General features: G+C 66.2%; 16 protein-coding genes. 10 read left to right on the forward strand and 6 right to left on the reverse strand.

From position 1 onward, the window contains the following. Positions 1-5 precede the first annotated feature (5 nt). From meaB to BM118_RS27260, 3 genes are all read left to right on the forward strand, one after another. Positions 6-995: a methylmalonyl Co-A mutase-associated GTPase MeaB gene (meaB, locus tag BM118_RS27250; RefSeq protein WP_092189087.1), complete on the forward strand. Its 990-nt coding sequence runs from the start codon at positions 6-8 to the stop codon at positions 993-995. After that, positions 992-1639, forward strand: coding sequence for a pyroglutamyl-peptidase I (locus BM118_RS27255; protein ID WP_092189089.1), 648 nt, complete (start codon positions 992-994; stop codon positions 1637-1639). Before meaB ends, BM118_RS27255 begins: the two co-directional genes overlap by 4 nt. 102 nt (positions 1640-1741) lie before the next feature. Next, positions 1742-3112, forward strand: coding sequence for a TIGR03808 family TAT-translocated repetitive protein (locus BM118_RS27260; RefSeq protein ID WP_092189091.1), 1371 nt, complete (start codon positions 1742-1744; stop codon positions 3110-3112). A 175-nt stretch (positions 3113-3287) separates the two neighbouring features. On the opposite strand, the gene BM118_RS27265 is transcribed toward BM118_RS27260, so the two are convergent. The 4 genes from BM118_RS27265 to BM118_RS27280 all read right to left on the reverse strand — a co-directional run bounded on the left by BM118_RS27265 (position 3288) and on the right by BM118_RS27280 (position 7352). After that, entirely contained in the window at positions 3288-3905 is a 618-nt protein-coding gene (locus BM118_RS27265) for a TIGR03809 family protein (RefSeq protein ID WP_177234742.1), read from the reverse strand. Between the two features lie 484 nt (positions 3906-4389). After that, positions 4390-6075: a S8 family serine peptidase gene (locus tag BM118_RS27270; protein WP_092189095.1), complete on the reverse strand. Its 1686-nt coding sequence runs from the start codon at positions 6073-6075 to the stop codon at positions 4390-4392. A 15-nt stretch (positions 6076-6090) separates the two neighbouring features. Beyond that, positions 6091-6786 (reverse strand): hypothetical protein, encoded by a 696-nt coding sequence (locus BM118_RS27275; protein ID WP_092189097.1) that lies wholly within the window; start codon positions 6784-6786, stop codon positions 6091-6093. Beyond that, on the reverse strand, positions 6783-7352 hold the full coding sequence (locus tag BM118_RS27280; RefSeq protein WP_177234730.1) for a sigma-70 family RNA polymerase sigma factor: 570 nt from the start codon (positions 7350-7352) through the stop codon (positions 6783-6785). Before BM118_RS27280 ends, BM118_RS27275 begins: the two co-directional genes overlap by 4 nt. Positions 7353-7790: 438 nt before the next feature. Between BM118_RS27280 and BM118_RS27285 the strand changes: the two genes are divergently transcribed. The 3 genes from BM118_RS27285 (at position 7791) to BM118_RS27295 (ending at position 12286) form a co-directional block, all read left to right on the forward strand. Next, a complete protein-coding gene (locus tag BM118_RS27285; protein WP_092189099.1) occupies positions 7791-8948 on the forward strand; it encodes a GGDEF domain-containing protein in 1158 nt (385 codons plus the stop codon). A gap of 62 nt (positions 8949-9010) precedes the next feature. Next, positions 9011-10111 (forward strand): DUF2336 domain-containing protein, encoded by a 1101-nt coding sequence (locus BM118_RS27290; RefSeq protein ID WP_092189103.1) that lies wholly within the window; start codon positions 9011-9013, stop codon positions 10109-10111. Positions 10112-10150: 39 nt separating this feature from the next. Continuing rightward, positions 10151-12286 carry a hypothetical protein gene (locus BM118_RS27295; RefSeq protein ID WP_143099528.1) on the forward strand — a complete coding sequence of 712 codons (2136 nt, stop codon included), beginning with the start codon at positions 10151-10153 and terminating at the stop codon, positions 12284-12286. A 61-nt stretch (positions 12287-12347) separates the two neighbouring features. On the opposite strand, the gene BM118_RS27300 is transcribed toward BM118_RS27295, so the two are convergent. Both BM118_RS27300 and BM118_RS27305 read right to left on the reverse strand, forming a co-directional pair. Then, a complete protein-coding gene (locus BM118_RS27300) occupies positions 12348-12986 on the reverse strand; it encodes an NrsF family protein (RefSeq protein ID WP_092189107.1) in 639 nt (212 codons plus the stop codon). A 2-nt stretch (positions 12987-12988) separates the two neighbouring features. Then, entirely contained in the window at positions 12989-13534 is a 546-nt protein-coding gene (locus BM118_RS27305; protein ID WP_028172304.1) for a sigma-70 family RNA polymerase sigma factor, read from the reverse strand. Positions 13535-13822: 288 nt separating this feature from the next. Here BM118_RS27305 and BM118_RS27310 point away from each other — a divergent pair, with 288 nt between their 5' ends. The 4 genes from BM118_RS27310 (at position 13823) to BM118_RS27325 (ending at position 17669) form a co-directional block, all read left to right on the forward strand. Further along, entirely contained in the window at positions 13823-14515 is a 693-nt protein-coding gene (locus tag BM118_RS27310) for a hypothetical protein (RefSeq protein WP_092189111.1), read from the forward strand. Positions 14516-14684: 169 nt separating this feature from the next. Beyond that, positions 14685-15464: an enoyl-CoA hydratase gene (locus BM118_RS27315; RefSeq protein ID WP_092189113.1), complete on the forward strand. Its 780-nt coding sequence runs from the start codon at positions 14685-14687 to the stop codon at positions 15462-15464. Between the two features lie 187 nt (positions 15465-15651). Continuing rightward, positions 15652-17082, forward strand: a complete 1431-nt coding sequence (locus tag BM118_RS27320) for a TolC family outer membrane protein (protein ID WP_092189115.1) — start codon at positions 15652-15654, stop codon at positions 17080-17082. Positions 17083-17111: 29 nt separating this feature from the next. After that, positions 17112-17669, forward strand: a complete 558-nt coding sequence (locus BM118_RS27325) for a P-loop NTPase family protein (RefSeq protein WP_092189117.1) — start codon at positions 17112-17114, stop codon at positions 17667-17669. The last annotated feature ends 7 nt before the right edge of the window (positions 17670-17676 follow it).

The following is a 17676-nucleotide window of genomic DNA, read 5'->3' on the forward strand; positions in this document are numbered from 1 at the left end:
AGGGCATGGTTGAGAAGAAGGCTTCACTGGACATCAAATCCCTCGCCCGCGACCTCCGCTCCGGCAGTCGCGCGGCGCTCGCCCGGGCCATCACGCTGGTGGAGAGCCGGCGCGGCGACCACCAGGCGCTGGCGCGGGAGCTCGTGCAGATGCTGCTGCCCGACACCGGCAAGGCGTTTCGTGTCGGCATCACCGGCTCGCCCGGGGTCGGCAAATCCACCACCATCGACGCGCTCGGCACCTATCTGATCGAACAGGGCCACAAGGTCGCGGTGCTCGCGGTCGATCCGTCCTCGGCGCGCAGCGGCGGCTCGATCCTCGGCGACAAGACGCGGATGGCGCGGCTGTCGGCCTCGGACAATGCCTTCATCCGCCCCTCGCCGTCCTCGGGTACGCTCGGCGGCGTCGCCGCCAAGACGCGCGAGGCGATGCTGCTGTGCGAGGCGGCCGGCTTCGGCGTCGTGCTGGTCGAGACCGTCGGCATCGGCCAGTCCGAGACCGCGGTCTGCGACATGACCGACTTCTTCCTCGCCCTGATGCTGCCGGGCGCCGGCGACGAGTTGCAGGGCATCAAGAAGGGCCTGGTCGAGCTCGCCGACATGATCGCGATCAACAAGGCCGACGGCGACAACCTCAAGCGCGCCAACATCACCGCCGCCGACTATCGCGGCGCGCTGCATATCCTCAGCCCCCGGTCCGAACATTGGCACCCGCCGGTCGAGACCTATTCGGCGCTGACCGGCAACGGCATCGCAAAGATCTGGCAAAAGGTCCTCGATCACCGCAAGGCGATGAACGCGTCCGGCGATTTCGCCGCGCGGCGGCGCGAGCAGCAGGTGAAGTGGATGTGGTCGATGCTGGAGCAGCGCATGCTGGCGCGGCTGCGCAGCGAGGCATCGGTGCGGACGAAGGTCCGGAAGATCGAGGCCGAAGTCGCCGACGGCCACCTCACGCCGGCGCTCGCCGCCGAGCAGATCCTGGAGTTGCTGCAATGAGCCAAAAGCTCCGCATTCTCCTGACCGGCTTCGGTCCCTTCCCCGGCGCGCCCTATAATCCGACGCAGCCGCTGGTCGCGCGGCTGGCGCGGCTGCGCCGCCCGGCGTTCGACGATGTCGAACTTGCGACCCACATTTTCCCCGTGACCTATGCCGCGGTCGACCGGCAATTGCCCGAGGTGCTCGCTGCGCAGAAGCCCGACGCGCTGCTGATGTTCGGCCTTGCGGCGCGGACCTCGTATCTGCGCATCGAGACCCGTGCGCGCAACGCGGTCACCATGCTCTGGCCCGATGCCGCCAACACGCGCTCGAGCAAGCGCGGCATCGCCGGCCATGCGGATGCGATGCTGTTCGGCCCGCACACCGCAAGGCTGCTGCGCGCGGCACGCCTCACCGGCATCGATGCACGCGCCTCGCGCGATGCCGGCGCCTATCTCTGCAACTATCTGAGCTGGCGCGCGATCGAGAACGTGAAGGCCGGTGGACCGCAGCTCGCGGCGTTCATCCATATTCCGCTGCTTGCCCGCAGCGGCGCCGTGCGCCGCAAGGGTGCGCCACGGATCACGCTGGAGGAACTGGTGGATGCCGGGGAAGCGATGCTGATGGAGATGGTGCGATTGGCCCGGAAGGCCCGCACTTCGTAGGGGTAAACATTTAACCCTACCGCGAACAATCCTCACGGCCCCGGCCGCGCTGCGCTACCTAACCGCTGCGGACACGCCCCGCGTCCGCCGGAGGACGCATCCATGGACCTCAACCGCCGTCATCTCATTGGAGCCTCGACCGCCGGCATCGCCGGCGCGCTGGCCATGCCGGCCGATGCTGCGCGCGCGGTGCCGCTGACATCGCTGCTCGGCCGCGATGCCACGCAATATGGCGTGCGGCCCGGCAGCAGCGAGGACCAGACGCGCGCACTGCAACGCGCCATCGACGAGGCCGCGCGGGCGCAGATGCCGCTGGCGCTGCCGCCGGGCGTCTACCGCAGCGGATTGCTGCGGCTGCCGAACGGCGCGCAACTGATCGGGGTGCGCGGCGCGACGAAATTCGTCTTCACCGGCGGCGCCTCGGCGATCCAGAGCGACGGTTCCGATGCGATCGGCCTTTCCGGCATCACCTTCGACGGCGGCGGCGTCCCGCTGCCGGCGCGGCGCGGACTGATCCACGTTCTCGGCGGCCGCGACGTCCGCATCACCGATTGCGAGATCACCGGCTCCGGCGGCAGCGGCATCTGGCTCGAGCAGGTGTCCGGCGATATCTCCGGCAACATCTTCGCCAACATCGCGGTGACGGCGGTGGTCTCGTTCGACGCCAGGGGCCTCGGCGTCGCCCGCAACACCATCATCGGCACCAACGACAACGGCATCGAGATCCTGCGCAGCGCGATCGGCGATGACGGCACGCTGGTCGCGGACAACCGCATCGAGGACATCAAGGCCGGTCCCGGCGGCTCGGGCCAGTACGGCAACGCCATCAACGCCTTCCGCGCCGGCAACGTGATCGTGCGCGGCAACCGCATCAAGAATTGCGACTACTCCGCGGTACGCGGCAATTCCGCCTCCAACATCCACATATCAGGCAACAGCGTCAGCGACGTGCGCGAGGTCGCGCTCTATTCCGAGTTCGCGTTCGAGGCGGCCGTGATCGCCAACAACATTGTGGACGGCGCCGCCGTCGGCGTCTCCGTCTGCAATTTCAACGAGGGCGGCCGCATCGCCGTGATCCAGGGCAACATCATCCGCAACCTGATCCCGAAGCGGCCGATCGGCACCGCGCCTGACGACGATGCCGGCGTCGGCATCTACATCGAGGCGGATACCTCGGTGACCGGCAACGTGATCGAGAACGCGCCGTCCTACGGCATCGTCGCCGGCTGGGGCAAATACCTGCGCGACGTCGCGATCACCGGCAACGTGATCCGCAAGGCGCTGGCCGGAATCGGCGTCTCCGTGGTGCCGGGGGCCGGCACCGCGCTCGTCAACAACAACATGATCTCGGAGACGCCGCGCGGCGCCGTGGTCGGCCTCGATCACGCGCGCGCGGTGACGGCGGATCTGTCGGCGGACGGCGCGCAGCGCTTTGCGCAGGTGGTGGTCGGCGGGAACGCGGTGCGGCGGTAGGACCCACTCGGTGTCGTCCTGGACAAGCGAAGCGCAGATCCAGGACCCGTAACCACAGGATGGGGTTATGGGGGCGGTACCGGCCGCATCGTCCTATTGAAATATCCCGCGGTATGGGTCCTGGCGTTCGCCAGGACGACGGCGGTGCGCTCGGCCTGGGCCAGAGCTTCAGAAGCTAGAACGTATTCCGCAGCAGCGGGTACTTCGCCTCGATGCCGTCGAGGCTGAGGGTGAATTCGACGACGCGTTCGGGGGCGGCGACGATTTCGGCGGCGGGTGGGGAGAACTGCGGCAGAAGCGATGCCATCGCAGCAGGCGCCGTGGGCGGCGCCATCGCGGCAGGCGCGGCGAGCGGCGCGAGCGGGGCTTCGGTCACCTCGGCGAGCACATTCGGCGTGGGGGCGAGCTTGACCGGCACGGCGGTCTCGGGGGCGATGTGGACGGCCTTTGGCTGCAACATCTTGGGCTGCACGGTCTGCGCCTGCTGCTCACGCGGCGCCGTGCGGGGCATCGTCGCCGGCGACCAGCCGAATGCGGGAGTGACGCTCGCGGCCGCCGCGGCGACGTCCCCGCCAGTGGCGATGGCGCGCCAGGTCTGGACAGCGCGCTTGGCTTCCTGGATGTTTTCGAGGAATGCGATCTCGGAATGATAGCGGCGCCAGCGTCCGGTCTCGAACATTTCGGAGAGATGTTCCAGCCGCTGTTCGGCGAGAGCGCACCAGCGTGCAGCGATCTCACGGCTACCAGCCGCGCCGCGAACAAACTCGCGAACAGACTCTTGGCGATGTGTCATGAACCAGCCCGTCATGAGAAAAATACGGACGCGGGGGACGCAACGCACACGAATCAATTTAGACGCGACATGAATATTTTGTGGAAAAGTTTTGACTTGTCCAGCAACGACACCTCGTTCGTCGTGAAAGACCGTAGTCGTGCGGAGATTTGCTCTGTTTTCGAGTCAAGCTTCGCACAAGCATGGCGGGCGTGCGGGATGCCGCCGACCAATGGCGATGAACGCAAACGCGATCCTTCAACCAGAAGCTGATCTCAAACACGGCTTCAAGGAATCGGATGCCCGAAAAGAAAAGACCCGTCCGGGGGGACAACCGGACGGGTCGAGCCATATGGGCGCTTGGGGTGGATGGGCGCTCGCGCCTGATATGACTGATGGGGAGGGATGACCGCTCCCACATAATTTGGTCGTGGCAGCCGGCCGAACGTTCAATGCCGCGTTCGATTATTTGGCCTTCGGCCCGCGCGCAAAGTAGCCGCAGCGCCTATCGCGCCGCCGGCCTATCCGACTGAGAAATCGTGGATTTATCATCCGCGCTCGACAACGAAGGCTGCTCGATCGCGCGGATGCCGGGCGCGTCGCGACGTGGCTGCCCATCTTCACGTTTTGTTGTACCGGATGCAGCCGCCACCGGCGTCGCGCTTTCGGCGGGAACGGCCAAGACCGCGGCAAACGCATCGGCCTCGCCGTCGCCGAACAGATCGTCACGCCCGGGTGAGCCGAGATCGCGCGCGGTCTTCGCAAGGGTCATGCGCAGCGCTTCCGGCTTGAGCGCGTAGTTGCGCTCGAGCAGCAGCGCCGCGACGCCGGAGACATAGGCCGCCGAGAACGAGGTTCCCGACGTCATCTGGTATTTGCCCTCGGGCGCCGGCAGGAAGATGTCGACGCCGGGCGCCGCCAGCGCGATGTAGTTGCCGCGGTTGGAGGCGGTGAACAGCTTGTCCTGCTGGTCGGTCGCGCTGACCGCGATCACGTTGGGATTGGCGGCGGGATAGAGCGGCGGCGATTTCGCACCCGCATTGCCGGCGGCCGCGATCAGCACGAGGCCGCGCGCGGCGGTCGCCGCGATGGCCCGCTCGATCACGGCATCCTTCGGACCGGCAAAGCTCATATTGACGATCTGCGCGCCGTGCTCAGCGGCGTAGTTCAGCGAGCGCAGGATGATATAGGACGAGCTCTCGGCGCCGCCCGTGGTGCCGCCGAAGGCGCGGATCGCGATGATGCGCGCCTCGGGCGCGCTGCCCATCAGCCGGGCGTGCGCCACGATCGCCCCGGCGATGCCGGTGCCGTGAATATGCGGGCCCTCGGCGCCGCCGAGCGCGTCGAAATTGTCGGCGATGGAATTGGCGAGCTCGGGATGCCTGGCGTCGATGCCGGAGTCGATCACGGCAACCGTCACGTTGGCGCCGTGCGCCAGCGCGTGCGCCTGCGGAAGGCGGAGCTTGGTCAGCACATATTGCGCCGGATCCCCCTCGGTCGGCACGGAGGATTTTTGGTCTTGGAGCACGTAGCGGAAGTTGGGCTGGACCGAGCGCACGCTGCCGTCGGCGGCGAACTCGCGCCGTACCGTCTCGGCGGGACGGCCGTCGGTGATGCGGAACAGGCCGAAGGTCGCCCCGATCAGCGGGATATTCTCGGACGCGATGCGCGCGAGGCCGTGGCGACGCGCGAGCTCATCGGCTTCGGTCACCGACAGCGCGCCGTCGATCTCGGCGACGAATTCGCCTGCGAAGATGCGCTGGTTCAGCGCGACGGGCGTGTTGTTGCCGCGCCCCTTGCCCGCGCTCCTCTTGCCGGACTTGCCGGCGCCGTCACCGCCTGCATTCGGCTGCGCCAGGCATTCGCCGTCGGCGTCGCGGTAGGGTGCCGTGCAGGACGGATAGAGGTTCGGCGAGTAGCGCGCATAAGGCAGCACCGGCGCCGGCCCGATTCGGGGTGTAGAGATACGTGCGGTGGTCATCGTGCGCGGGCCGCGATCGATGCTCACCGCCCGCGCAGCGATGCTGGGAGAGATGGTCGGCGTGCGCGAGGGGACGCTGATCGTGGGCGTGCGCATGATCGCCTGCGCCTGCGCAACCTCGACGCCGAGACAGGCGGCAAGCAGCAGCGCGGCTCCGACCGACGAAGCGCAGGCCCCGGCTCGCAACTTACTCTCGGACTTGCGCGTCATCGGTTCAGCGGCGCCTTACGGCGCCGCGACGGCGAGGTTGACGAACTTCTCGCGCTGCATCCTGCCGAGCAGCGAGGCGAGCTCGTCCTGGCTCATCGCCTTGTCGAACTGGAGGCGGAACATGCCGCCCTTGGCATCCCCGATGATCGAGGCCTGGTAGCTGTCGAGCAGCGCCGTGATGTCGGCGACGCGCGCCTCGGGCGCGAAGCGCACCAGCGCGCGCGCCGGTGCAACCGCAGTCCCAAGCTCGCGCGTGATCGGCGCACTGGTCGACAGCGAGGCGGTCTGGAAGGTCGTGGGCTGGGTCTTCATCAGCACCGCGCCGATGATGCCGGCCTGGAGCATGAGCGCGACGGCACCGAGGCTCGCCGACCAGGCCAGCGTCCGCGGCGACAGGCTCGCGAAGAAGGTCGAGATGCGCGCCGACAGCGGCAGCGATCCGGTCGCACGCGCCGGTTCGGTGTCGATCGCGACGAACAGCTTCTGCATCGCGCGTGCCGACGGAGCACCCAGGCTCTCGTTCAGATGGATGGTCTCTTCGTACTCGCCGCGGATCGCGGCATATTGCTTGGCGAGCTCGGGATCACGTGCCAGCGCTTCCTCGACGCGGCGGGCGTCGCGCGCGTTCAGCGTGCCGGCGGCGTGCCACGGCAGCAGCAGTTCAATCTCACTGGGCTCTTGCTCCAGCATCTTTTTGCTCAAAGCCATCATGGCCAGCCTCGCTCAACGCCGGCTGCTTTCAGCAGTTCGGCCAGTTTCTTGCGCGCATAGAACAAGCGCGTCTTCACAGTGTTCTCCGGTATCCCGACGATTTCGGCCACCTCTTCCACGGACTTCTCGTGGTAGTAGACGAGATCGACGATTTCCCGGTGCTCCGGCGAGAGGCCCGTCAGACACCCCCGCAACGCTTCACTGGTATCCTTCTTCTGCACCACCGTTTCCGGATCGTCGGACGTATCCTCGATCGCGTTCGCGGCGTCTTCGTCCAACTCAAAGTCCTTCCTGCGCCGAAGCGCCGAGAGGGCCTTGAATCGGGTAATGGCCAGCAGCCAAGTGGAAACTGCGGATCGACCCTCGAACTTGCCGGCTTGACGCCAGACGTCGAGAAACACCTCGCTGATGAGGTCTTCCGCCGCCTGCTCGTCCCGTACGAGCCTGAGGCCGAACCTGTAGACCCTGACATGGTGCCGCCCGTACAGCACCTGCATGGCAAGCCGGTCACCCTGAGCGATCCTGGCGATGAGGATCTCGTCCGAAGCCGCCTGTGTCACGCTCAAAGGCCGTCTCGCAAGGTTGGTCGGATCGATGCAGCGGACGGTTCGACGACAGGTGCAAAATTGTTCAACCTACCGCGGTCATACGGGAGCTTGTGTAATCTACCCCACATACGCGGATTTTTCCTGCCCCGCCCGCGCGGATTGGCCATTTCGATCCAGATAGGTAACATAATACTGCAACACTTCCCTGCGGAATGCCTGCCGGGGCACGGATGGGCCGACCAAGTTCGGTTCCATAGCAGTCCTGCACGACGTATGTCTCACGAAGCCCTGCTTTGGCTCGACCGCATCGCAAATGATGCCTAATCGCCGGCAAATTCCCCTTGCGACCGACATCACCTGTTTTGCGCTGCACGGTTCGGATTCGTTTTCAAAGGATACCAAACCTAAAGGCTTGCCACGTAGATTTTTGGGCTGACATCCACCACTGGCGGAACCATGAACACGGCCGCGACGTCCTTTCCCGAGAGGAATGCCGCTGAGGTCGCGGAGCTCGTTCTGGCGCCCGAGGCGGCGGCGCCCGAAGTCCGGGCGCGCCGGGCCCGGCAGCGCCGCCAGATGTATATCGGCCAGGTGGCGAGCTACTCGCTCGGCGCCTCCGTCCTGATGATCTACGCCTATGACGGCGCGATCTCGGTCGACATTGCCTCGCTGTTCTGGTTCGGCGGCCTCCTGATCATCGGCACGTTCACCGTGCTGTCGGAAGCCGGCGTCGGTGACAGATTCACCGACCACTATCTCACCGTCTTCCAGATCTCGGCGCATATGGCGCTGCAATTCGTGTTCCTGCTGTCGGTCCCGACCATCGGCATCGCCTTCATCTGCGTGCTGTTCCTGATCTTCGCCTTCGGCACGCTGCGCATGACCTCGGCGCAGGCGATGCTCACCTGGACGCTCGCGGCCATCGGCCTTGCCGCCGTCTTCCTCGCCTCCGACCTGCCGATCGGCATGCCCGTCGCAACGCGGCTCCAGCGGACCGCCTCGATGCTGTGCTTCGTGCTGGTGATCGGCCAGTGCGCCTTTCTCGGCCTGTTCGGCGCAACGCTGCGCAAGATCCTGTACCAGCGCAGCATCGAACTGAAGGCGGCCTATCAGCGCATCGAGGAACTGGCCGAACTCGACGAGCTGACCGGTTCCTACAACCGCCGCTGCATCATGCGCCTGCTCGACACCGAGATGGAGAAGTCGCGGCGGGCATCGACACCTTGCGCAATCGCGCTGATCGATCTCGACTGGTTCAAGCGCATCAACGATGCCCACGGCCATCCCGTCGGCGACGAGGTGCTGCGCACCTTCGCGATCACCATTTTCGCCAACATCCGCCCGGACGACTGCTTCGGCCGCTACGGCGGCGAGGAATTCCTGCTGCTGCTGCCGGATACCGATGGCGAGGCGGCCCCGCGCATGCTCGAGCGCTTGCGCAGCATCGTCGCCGATCTCGACTGGAGCGCATTCTCCCCGGGCATGCGCGTGACGATTTCCGCGGGCGTCGTGACGCTGCGCGACGTTGATACTGCCGACACGATTCTCGCGCGCGCCGACAGCGCGCTCTATTCCGCCAAGGCGCAAGGGCGCAACCGTATTGCAACGAGCTGACCAATCCATTTTCTCCGGCGCGTGAGAAGCCGCCGCCGGACCGAACGCTCCAGGACAGGGCAATGATATCCAGATCCGCCAGACCATCCGAGAACCTGCTCGAGGAATTGCAGGCTGCGCTCTCGCACGGCACCGTTGCGCGCCGGGTCGAGACGTTACGCCGCGTCACCGATCTCTTCGTGGGCAATGCAGTGGACTACTCCGACGACCACATCCGCGTGTTCGACGACGTGTTTCAGTGCCTGATCGAACAGATCGAGACCTCGGCCAGGACGCTGCTCGCCGACCGCCTCGCACCGATCGCGGCGGCACCGCCGAAGATCATCCGCACGCTCGCGCTCGACGAGGTCATCGAGGTCGCCGGCCCGGTGCTGTCGAAATCGGAACGGCTGGACGAGACGACCCTGATCGAGATCGCACGCACGCGGGGCCAGGCGCATCTGAAGGCGATCTCGCTGCGGCGGGTGCTGTCGGAAGCGCTGACCGACGTGCTGGTGACGCGCGGCGACGAGGACGTGGTGCAATCGACCGTCAGCAATCCCGGCGCGCAGCTCTCCGAGGGCAGTCTCACCGACCTCGTCACGCGGGCCGAGCGCGACGACGACCTCGCCACCTGCATCGGCCTGCGGCCCGACCTGCCGCGCCATCACTACCTCAAGCTGGTCGCGAAGGCGTCCTTGAACGTGCGCAGGAAGCTCGAGGCCGCGCATCCGGAGCTCGCGGACGAGGTGTCGAGCGTGGTCCAGGAAGCGGCCCAGCGGGTCCGCGCAGCGGCCATGACCAGGCAGACAGAGCTGGCGCGCGCGCTGGTGAAGTCGCTCTACGAGGACGGCCGCCTCAACGAGGTCCAAGTCACCGCCTTCGCAGAACAGGGCAAGTTCGACGAGACCAATGCGGGGCTCGCGGCGCTCGCGGGCGTCGCGGTCGAGACCGCCGAGACCATGATGATCGAGAGCCGCACCGAGGGCGTGATGATCCTCGCCAAGGTCGCGGGCATGTCATGGGTGAGCGTGCGCGCAATCATCGCCATGCGCGAAAAGCTCTCGGGCGGCTCGCAGACCGACATGCTGACGCTGCGCGATACCTACGAGGCCCTGCGCTCATCGACCGCGCAGCAGGTGCTGCGTTTCCACCGCATGCAGCACGGCACGATGCCGGCCTGACGCGCGAGGGACGAAGCATCACGGCTTCGATCCTCGAGCGTGAGCCTTCCCACGGGCATGCCATCCATCGCGCGCGGCGCTTATGGCGCCGGCGATTTTTTTGTTTTAGCCTTCCGGAGGATTCGTCCCGGGCGGGGGGTGGTATTGTTGCGTCTTGTCAAGCCGATCACACGGTCAGAACTTGAGCTTTGGCGTTTTCAGAGCTTGGCACTGTGGGGGGCTTGCGTTGGCGCCGTTGCAGCTGGCCTGTCGGCCTATCTGATCCTGAATGCCGCCAGGCCGGACCTTGCCGTCAACCTGGCACAGGACTTTCCGGTCGTTCGATCAGACGTCCCGAACAGCGAGGCCATCAAGCGCGCCGAGAAAATCTTCTATGTCCTGTTCTACGGGTTCGGCGCTGCCGCAGCGTTTGCTGCCCTCAAGCTCCGAAAGTTTTTCGAAGGCCGCTCGCTCGTTTTGTTCTACCTCTCGTCGGTGATCATCGTCACAGAGCTACATCCGTTCCTGCGGGCCACATTCGAGCCCAGACTTCAAAGGGTCGCGCTGGCCGTCCTTGTCGTCGCCGTCTTCATCCCGTTCGTGAAACGCTTCCCGATCCGCATTCACATCGATGGCGATGCGGAATCCAGGCCGATCGGGCTATTCGAATTTCGATGGGTCGATGCGGTGCTGATCGCTGCACTGCTGGCCCTGATCCTGCCCGGGGACGTGCAGGGCATGGCCACGCGGGCGTTGATCGGCAATCATCCGGTATCCTACCTGACGGGGCCGGCGCTCTATCACTTTGCAAAGGACATGGTGCCCGGCCGCGACTTCCTGTCGTTCTACGGGTACGGACCGCCTTACGTGTTGAGCAGGTTCCTCACCACGGACGTCAACGCCCTGTATAGCCACTACATCCGGATCATTGCTGCAAGTCTCGTGGTCTTCCACCTGTCGGCCTATTGGGTGCTGCGGGACTTCTTCCAGAACCGGGCGATGCCTTTCGTCTTGACGGTCGTGTTTCTCGCCCTGTGCCAGTACGCCAACGGTGACGCTTTCGGCGGGCCGTCCGCGCTCGCGATCCGGTACATGTTCGTGTTCATCGCCGTGGGCATTCTGGCGCGTCTCATGGTGAAACCGTCCGACTGGTTGCTGGTGGCGCTGTCCGCCGTCTGCGCGGCCTCGATCTTTTGGAACACCGAGACCGGGATCTATACCTGGGCTGTGGCGTGTGCCGCATTATGCGTGCGGTTGCTGGAACGGCGCCGGTTTTGGGAGGTCGCGGCCTTCACCGGCATGTCGATCGTGTTCCTGCTGGCATTGTTCGTTGCCGCATTCGGCCTGGCCGTCCTTTCAAGGGACTTCCTGTACGTCTTCCTTGCCCCGCTCAGTCTGCACAGCTTCTCGAACTGGGTAGCGGTGATCCTGATCTGGACTCCCGGTTTCGGGACGGTCTACCAGATCGTCATGCCCGCGATCGCCATCGGCACAGCCGTGAGCGTCGCCGGTGCGTGGACCGGCTCACGCACGATCGAGCGCGCTTATCTGCTGGTTTTGTCTCTCGTCGCGCTGGTGTTCATGACCAAGTGGGTGAACCGATCGCTCGATGCGGTGTGGCAGCAGAACGCGTTTGCTTATCTTGCCGTTGGCGCTTGGTGGGGCCGATCGGCATTTCGCGCCGCTGTCGGCCGAACCAAGTCGCAGTTGGTCCCGGCCGTGTCGCTGGCGGCGGTCGCCGTCGTCTCGGTCGCCGTGCTTCTGAGTGCGCAGGATCGGCGACAGCCCGAGACGATAACGATCGGCCTGCGGTCGTATTTGAAGTATCCAAGCATCGCCAGCTTCCGATGGAAACAAAGCGCGGACCCGGTCAAGGTCGCGCTCGACGCCAGCGACATCGACCTGGTCAACAAGGTCGTGCCACCCGGTGGCCGCATGCTGCTGTTGTCGGACCAGGATTGGGCCGTTCTCCCGGCGCTTGGCCGGGCTCCCAAGAGCGAATTCATGCCTTTCCGGGACGCGTTCAGCCGGGACCAGGTGATCAGGAGTTTTGCCGGGACCGACTATTTCTTTTTGGAACGCGGCGCGACCTACCAATATGATTGGATGAAGGAGATGGTGGACGAGATCTTGCAGGAGCAGTTCGAACGCTCCGAAGAGTCGACCCGGTTCATCCTCTATCGCAGGAAGTCATGACGCCGAAACTTGCGCGGGTTGTTTGAGCGCTGACGACCGAGCGCGGGGCCTGGCTGCGCGGTCAGTATCTCAGCACTTTCGAGCCGGCCAACGCGCCGACCGCCGCGACGAACGCGGTCGCGAGCGTGTACCAGGTCGCGACGAACAGCGGGGAATCGTCGGTGCAGTGCGAGGCGTAGAGCGTCGCGGCGAGCCCGGCCGACACCAGGCCGGCGAGCGCACCGGCGAGCGCGGGGTGCGATGGCGCACCGTGGCGCAGGCCGAACAGCGCCCCCGCCAGCAACGGCAGCGACATCGCGGGGATCGCCAGCAGGCAAACCCTGGAGTTCTTGCCCATCAGCCGCATCGTCATCGGCATGGCCGGCGCCATCATCGCCTCGCCGCCGATCGCGACCGCAAGAAGGCCGACGGGAAGCAGCAACAGCCAGCCCCAGCCGCGCAGCAAGGCTTCGGGCCGCGACAGATGCAGGCTGACGATGATCGCGGGGATCGCGAGCGACAGCGTCACCGCGAACTTCATGTCGAAGAACGGGTTGTGCATGGCGCTCATCACGTCGCTCCGCACGCCGAGGAACGTCGCGAAGATCAGGATCGACAGGGGCGCGGCGACCAGGAGCGCCATGGTCAGCACGGCGCCGACGCGCGGGGCGCGATGGGCGTTGTCGGCCGCGAGCGAGCGAATGAGTTGATCGGTATCCATGACTAGTGGTCCCGCAGTTTGGCCGTGAGCGCCGCAAGTCCGCGATGCAACGCGACCCGCACGGCGCCCTCGCTCATCGAAAACTTTGCCGCCGTGTCCTTGATCGACGCGCTATCGACCGCGATCGACTGCAACACGTCGCGCTGGCGCTGCGGCAGCGTGTTGAGCTGCGCTGTGACCTCGCCCGCCGACGCCGTCTCCTGCGGCGTCTCGCCCGGCAGGGTCTCGGCGAAATCATCGATGTTGACGAAGACGCGCCGGCCCCGCCGTCTTAGCGCATCGATCAGCTTGTTGCGGGCGATCGCGAACAGCCAGGGTGCGAAGGGGGCTTCGCTGTCCCAGGTGTGCCGCTTCAGATGCACCGCCAACAGAATCTCCTGCACGATATCCTCGGCCTGGTCGGGAGGCTGGCCGGCCCGCGCCAGCCCGCGCCTCGCGGCGGCGCGCAGCACCGGCGTGACCGCCTTCAACAGGCGATGATACGCCGCATCATCGCCTGCCATGGCCGACCGCATCAGGCCGGTCCATTCGTCCTCACGTCCGCGCACGCGCGCCCTCACCATGCAATTCGGCCGCTCTTTCAATTTGTTACGCCGGCACCCGCACGATCACGAACTCGTGATAAGTGACATGCCGACTCTCCCACGCGGCCGTGGAAATCCGCGACGGCTCATAACACCGATCGATCCCGTCCGCACCCGGCGGCCAGCCCCGAAGGGGCGGCTTGCCCCGTTTTTGCCCGGTCTAGCCAGAAGATTCCCATTTTCTGCCCCGCTGTCGTCACGCCACGGCGTCTCTGTTCGGTCCGGGATGGGTGGATTGGGGAGATCGTCAACATGATGAAAACCAGCGGGCGCGCTGCCCTGATTCTTATGGCCGGGCTTTTCCTGCTGTTCGGAGGCGCCGCACAGGCGGCGCCGGCTTCGGCTGCGGACAGCAAATCGGACAGCGCAGGCAAACAGGCTGATGCAGTCCAGCCGAGCAAGCACCGGCGCCACGATGCTCGCCGCACCAGCAGCAAGACGGCGCAGAAGTCCTCCGGCGACAAGGCCGGCAAGACGGACGCGGCAAAGACCGACGAGGCCAAGGCCGACAAACAGGCTGACAACAAGGCCGATAGCGACGTGCCGGCTTCGAACCAGATGCCGCCGGAAGTCGCCAACGCCAATGCGCAGCTCGCCGCCGATACGCCGCCTGCGGCTGCGGCTGCGGCCTCCGCGATGACGGGCCGCGCCAACGACAACGTCCAGGCAGCGGCCGATAATACCGCCACCCCGAATGCCGAGAACCAGGTGGTGGCGCCCGACCAGCTCAACGATCTCGACCGCGCCCTGCAACAGGACAGCCCGCCGGCGCAGAAGCAGAACGCGGTGATCGCCGCAGCCGACGCGCAGCCGCGGCCCGCGCCGGTGATGGCGAGCAGCCAGCAGAGCACGGCCTGGGACCAGAGCTCCCTGATCGGCAAGATCTTCATCGGCGTCGGCACGCTGCTGACGCTGGCCTCCGCCGCGCGGATGTTCATGGCCTGATTTCTTGGCCTGATCTTTTGGCCTGATCTTTTGGCCCGACGGACCTCGTCCGGGACGCGCAATTTGCTGCGCGTTCCGGGCGGCCTTGTTCCGGCAGCTTTCCAGGCCCCCTTGAAGCCCACCGCGCTAGCGGGCACATTGCCCGCCCAATCAAAAGCGTGGGTGGAGCATGAGCACGTTCGAACACATCATCGTCGAAAGCAAAGGCGCGGTCGGTATCATCAAGCTGAACCGGCCGAAGATGCTCAATGCGCTCTCCTTCGGCGTCTTCCGCGAGATTGCAGCCGCGGTCGACGATCTCGAGGGCGATGATGCCATCGGCTGCATCGTCGTGACCGGCAGCGAGAAAGCCTTTGCCGCCGGCGCCGACATCAAGGAGATGCAGCCGAAGGGCTTCATCGACATGTTCTCCGAGGATTTCGCCGCAATCGGCGGCGACCGCGTCGCGCGCTGCCGCAAGCCGACCATCGCCGCGGTCGCGGGCTACGCGCTCGGCGGCGGCTGCGAGCTCGCCATGATGTGCGACTTCATCATCGCCGCCGACACCGCCAAGTTCGGCCAGCCCGAAATCACGCTCGGCACCATTCCCGGCATCGGCGGCACCCAGCGCCTGACCCGCGCGATCGGCAAGTCCAAGGCGATGGACCTCTGCCTCACCGGTCGCATGATGGATGCAGCGGAGGCCGAGCGCTCAGGCCTGGTTAGCCGCATCGTGCCCGCCGACAAGCTCATGGACGAAGTCCTGGCCGCCGCCGAGAAGATCGCCTCGATGTCGCGCCCCGCCGCCGCCATGGCCAAGGAAGCGGTGAACCGCGCCTTCGAGACCACGCTCGCCGAGGGCATGAGCGTCGAGCGCAACCTGTTCCACTCGACCTTTGCGCTGGAAGACCGCTCCGAGGGCATGGCGGCGTTCATCGAGAAGCGCAAGCCGGTGAACAAGAACCGGTAACGCCGGCGAGCGGTAAGGCCGGTGTAAGGCTCCGCCGCTTCCCCGCGCAACCCCTGTGACGCACCTGCAACAAGCACGGAATACATGGGGGTTTTCCCCGCGGCAGTTTGCCTGCGGGACCCCGGCTGGTTAAACAGCTAAGAGGCCACCGTCGGCGGGGGCGGACAGCCGGGGTTAGCGGGATTACATGATTGGGCGAGCCGCCAGAGCTGGTCGCGTGATGACGCGGCATCGATCGGGCGTGGGTCCTGTGCTTGCGACATGGACCACGCTGGCGTTGTGTTGCGCCCTCTCCTCCGCTGCATGGGCCGAAGCCCTGCCGGAGGCGCTCGCCAAGGCCTACCAGACCAACCCGCAGCTCAACGCCGAGCGCGCGCGGCAGCGCGCGACCGACGAGAACGTGCCGCAGGCGCTGGCCGGCTACCGGCCGCAGATCGTGGCAAGCCTCAGCGCCGGCCTGCAATCGGTGCGCAATCTGCTGCCCGACAACACCATCCAGACCGCCAATCTTAAGCCCTGGGTGATCGGCGTCACCGTGACGCAGACCCTGTTCAACGGTTTCCGCACCGCCAACAACGTGCGAGCCGCCGAACTCCAGGTCCAGTCGGGCCGCGAGGCGCTGCGCAATGTCGGCCAGGGCGTGCTGCTCGACGCGGTCACCGCCTACACCAACGTGCTGGCGAACCAGTCGCTGGTCGAGGCGCAGCGCTCCAACGTCGCCTTCCTGCGCGAGACGCTCTCCGTCACCCAGCGCCGCCTCAACGCCGGCGACGTCACGCCGACCGACTCCGCGCAGGCCGAAGCCCGTCTCAACCGCGGCCTTGCCGATCTCAACGCCGCCGAAGTCGCGCTCGCCGTGAGCCAGGCGATCTACGCGCAGGTGATCGGCAATGCGCCGTCGCAGCTTCGGCCCGCCGAGGTCGTCGACCGCTACCTGCCGAAGAGCCGCGAAGACGCGATGACGATGGCGATCCGCCAGCATCCCGCCGTGATGGCGGCAGGCTTCGACGTCGATGTCGCCTCCACCAACATCCGCGTCGCCGAAGGCGCCCTGCTGCCGAGCGCGAGCATCCAGGGCAGCGCCAGCAAAAGCCGCAACAACGACCCGACACTCGGCACGTTCGCGGAGGACCAGGCTTCAATCGTCGCCAACGTCACCGCGCCGATCTACGACGGCGGCCAGGCCGCCGCGCAGACCCGGCAGGCCAAGGAGATCACGGCGCAGAGCCGGCTCGTGCTCGACCAGGTGCGCAATCAGGCCCGCACCGCGGCGGTCAGCGCCTGGGTTGCGAATGAAGGTGCCAAGATCGCGGTCTCGGCCTCGGAGTCCGAGGTGAAGGCGGCAACCGTCGCGCTCCAGGGCGTGCAGCGCGAGGCCGCCGGCGGACAGCGCACGACGGTGGACGTGCTGAACTCGCAGGCCGATCTGATCCAGGCCAAGGCCCGTCTGATCGGCGCGCTGCGCGACCGCGTCATCGCCTCCTACACGCTGCTCAGCGCCGTCGGCCATCTCGACGTCAAGACCTTGAGCCTGAACACGCCGGACTACCTGCCCGAAGTGCACTACCAGCAGGTCCGCGACGCCTGGCACGGCCTGCGCACGCCGTCGGGGCAGTAGTTTCAATCTTTTGGCCCGGTGCCGATGAGATGAAAAGCCGCCGCATCCATCTGATGGGAGCTTCGGGCTCCGGCGTGACGACGCTCGGTCGCGCGCTCGCCGCCCAGCTTGCGCTTCCGCATCACGACAGCGACGACTATTTCTGGCTGCCGACCGCGCCTCCCTACCAGACGACGCGCCGCGCCGCAGAGCGCCTGCGCCTGATGCGCGAGATGTTTCTGCCGCGTCTCGATTGGGTGCTGAGCGGAACCGTCACCGGCTGGGGCGACGAGCTCGTCCCGTTCTTCGATCTTGTCGTCTTTGTGACGACGCCGCGCGAGCTTCGCTTGCAGCGCCTGCGTGGCCGCGAGGCTACGCATTTCGGAGCTGATGCCGTCGCACAGGGCGGCTGGCGTCATGAGGAGACGGAGTCGTTCGTCGAATGGGCCTCGCGCTACGAAGCCGGCGATCGCGAGGGCCGCAGTCTCACAAAAGATGAGGCCTGGCTCGCGGGCCTGCCCTGCCCGGTCGTGCGCGTTGACGGCTCACACCCGCTTGCGAACCTTGTCGAGCAGCTATGCAGCGAAGCGGAGCGATTGCCGGGCTGATGTGATA

This window comes from Bradyrhizobium sp. cf659 (genome assembly GCF_900113725.1).
In the GTDB taxonomy this organism is placed as follows: Bacteria; Pseudomonadota; Alphaproteobacteria; order Rhizobiales; family Xanthobacteraceae; genus Bradyrhizobium.

Excerpts from the sequence above, each read along its gene's own strand:
- meaB (WP_092189087.1), top strand. The coding sequence starts at position 6 with ATGGTTGAGAAGAAGGCTTCACTGGACATCAAATCCCTCGCCCGCGAC.
- BM118_RS27255 (WP_092189089.1), top strand. The coding sequence starts at position 992 with ATGAGCCAAAAGCTCCGCATTCTCCTGACCGGCTTCGGTCCCTTCCCC.
- BM118_RS27260 (WP_092189091.1), top strand. The coding sequence starts at position 1,742 with ATGGACCTCAACCGCCGTCATCTCATTGGAGCCTCGACCGCCGGCATC.
- BM118_RS27265 (WP_177234742.1), bottom strand. The coding sequence starts at position 3,905 with ATGACACATCGCCAAGAGTCTGTTCGCGAGTTTGTTCGCGGCGCGGCT.
- BM118_RS27270 (WP_092189095.1), bottom strand. The coding sequence starts at position 6,075 with ATGACGCGCAAGTCCGAGAGTAAGTTGCGAGCCGGGGCCTGCGCTTCG.
- BM118_RS27275 (WP_092189097.1), bottom strand. The coding sequence starts at position 6,786 with ATGATGGCTTTGAGCAAAAAGATGCTGGAGCAAGAGCCCAGTGAGATT.
- BM118_RS27285 (WP_092189099.1), top strand. The coding sequence starts at position 7,791 with ATGAACACGGCCGCGACGTCCTTTCCCGAGAGGAATGCCGCTGAGGTC.
- BM118_RS27290 (WP_092189103.1), top strand. The coding sequence starts at position 9,011 with ATGATATCCAGATCCGCCAGACCATCCGAGAACCTGCTCGAGGAATTG.
- BM118_RS27300 (WP_092189107.1), bottom strand. The coding sequence starts at position 12,986 with ATGGATACCGATCAACTCATTCGCTCGCTCGCGGCCGACAACGCCCAT.
- BM118_RS27310 (WP_092189111.1), top strand. The coding sequence starts at position 13,823 with ATGATGAAAACCAGCGGGCGCGCTGCCCTGATTCTTATGGCCGGGCTT.
- BM118_RS27315 (WP_092189113.1), top strand. The coding sequence starts at position 14,685 with ATGAGCACGTTCGAACACATCATCGTCGAAAGCAAAGGCGCGGTCGGT.
- BM118_RS27320 (WP_092189115.1), top strand. The coding sequence starts at position 15,652 with ATGATTGGGCGAGCCGCCAGAGCTGGTCGCGTGATGACGCGGCATCGA.
- BM118_RS27325 (WP_092189117.1), top strand. The coding sequence starts at position 17,112 with ATGAAAAGCCGCCGCATCCATCTGATGGGAGCTTCGGGCTCCGGCGTG.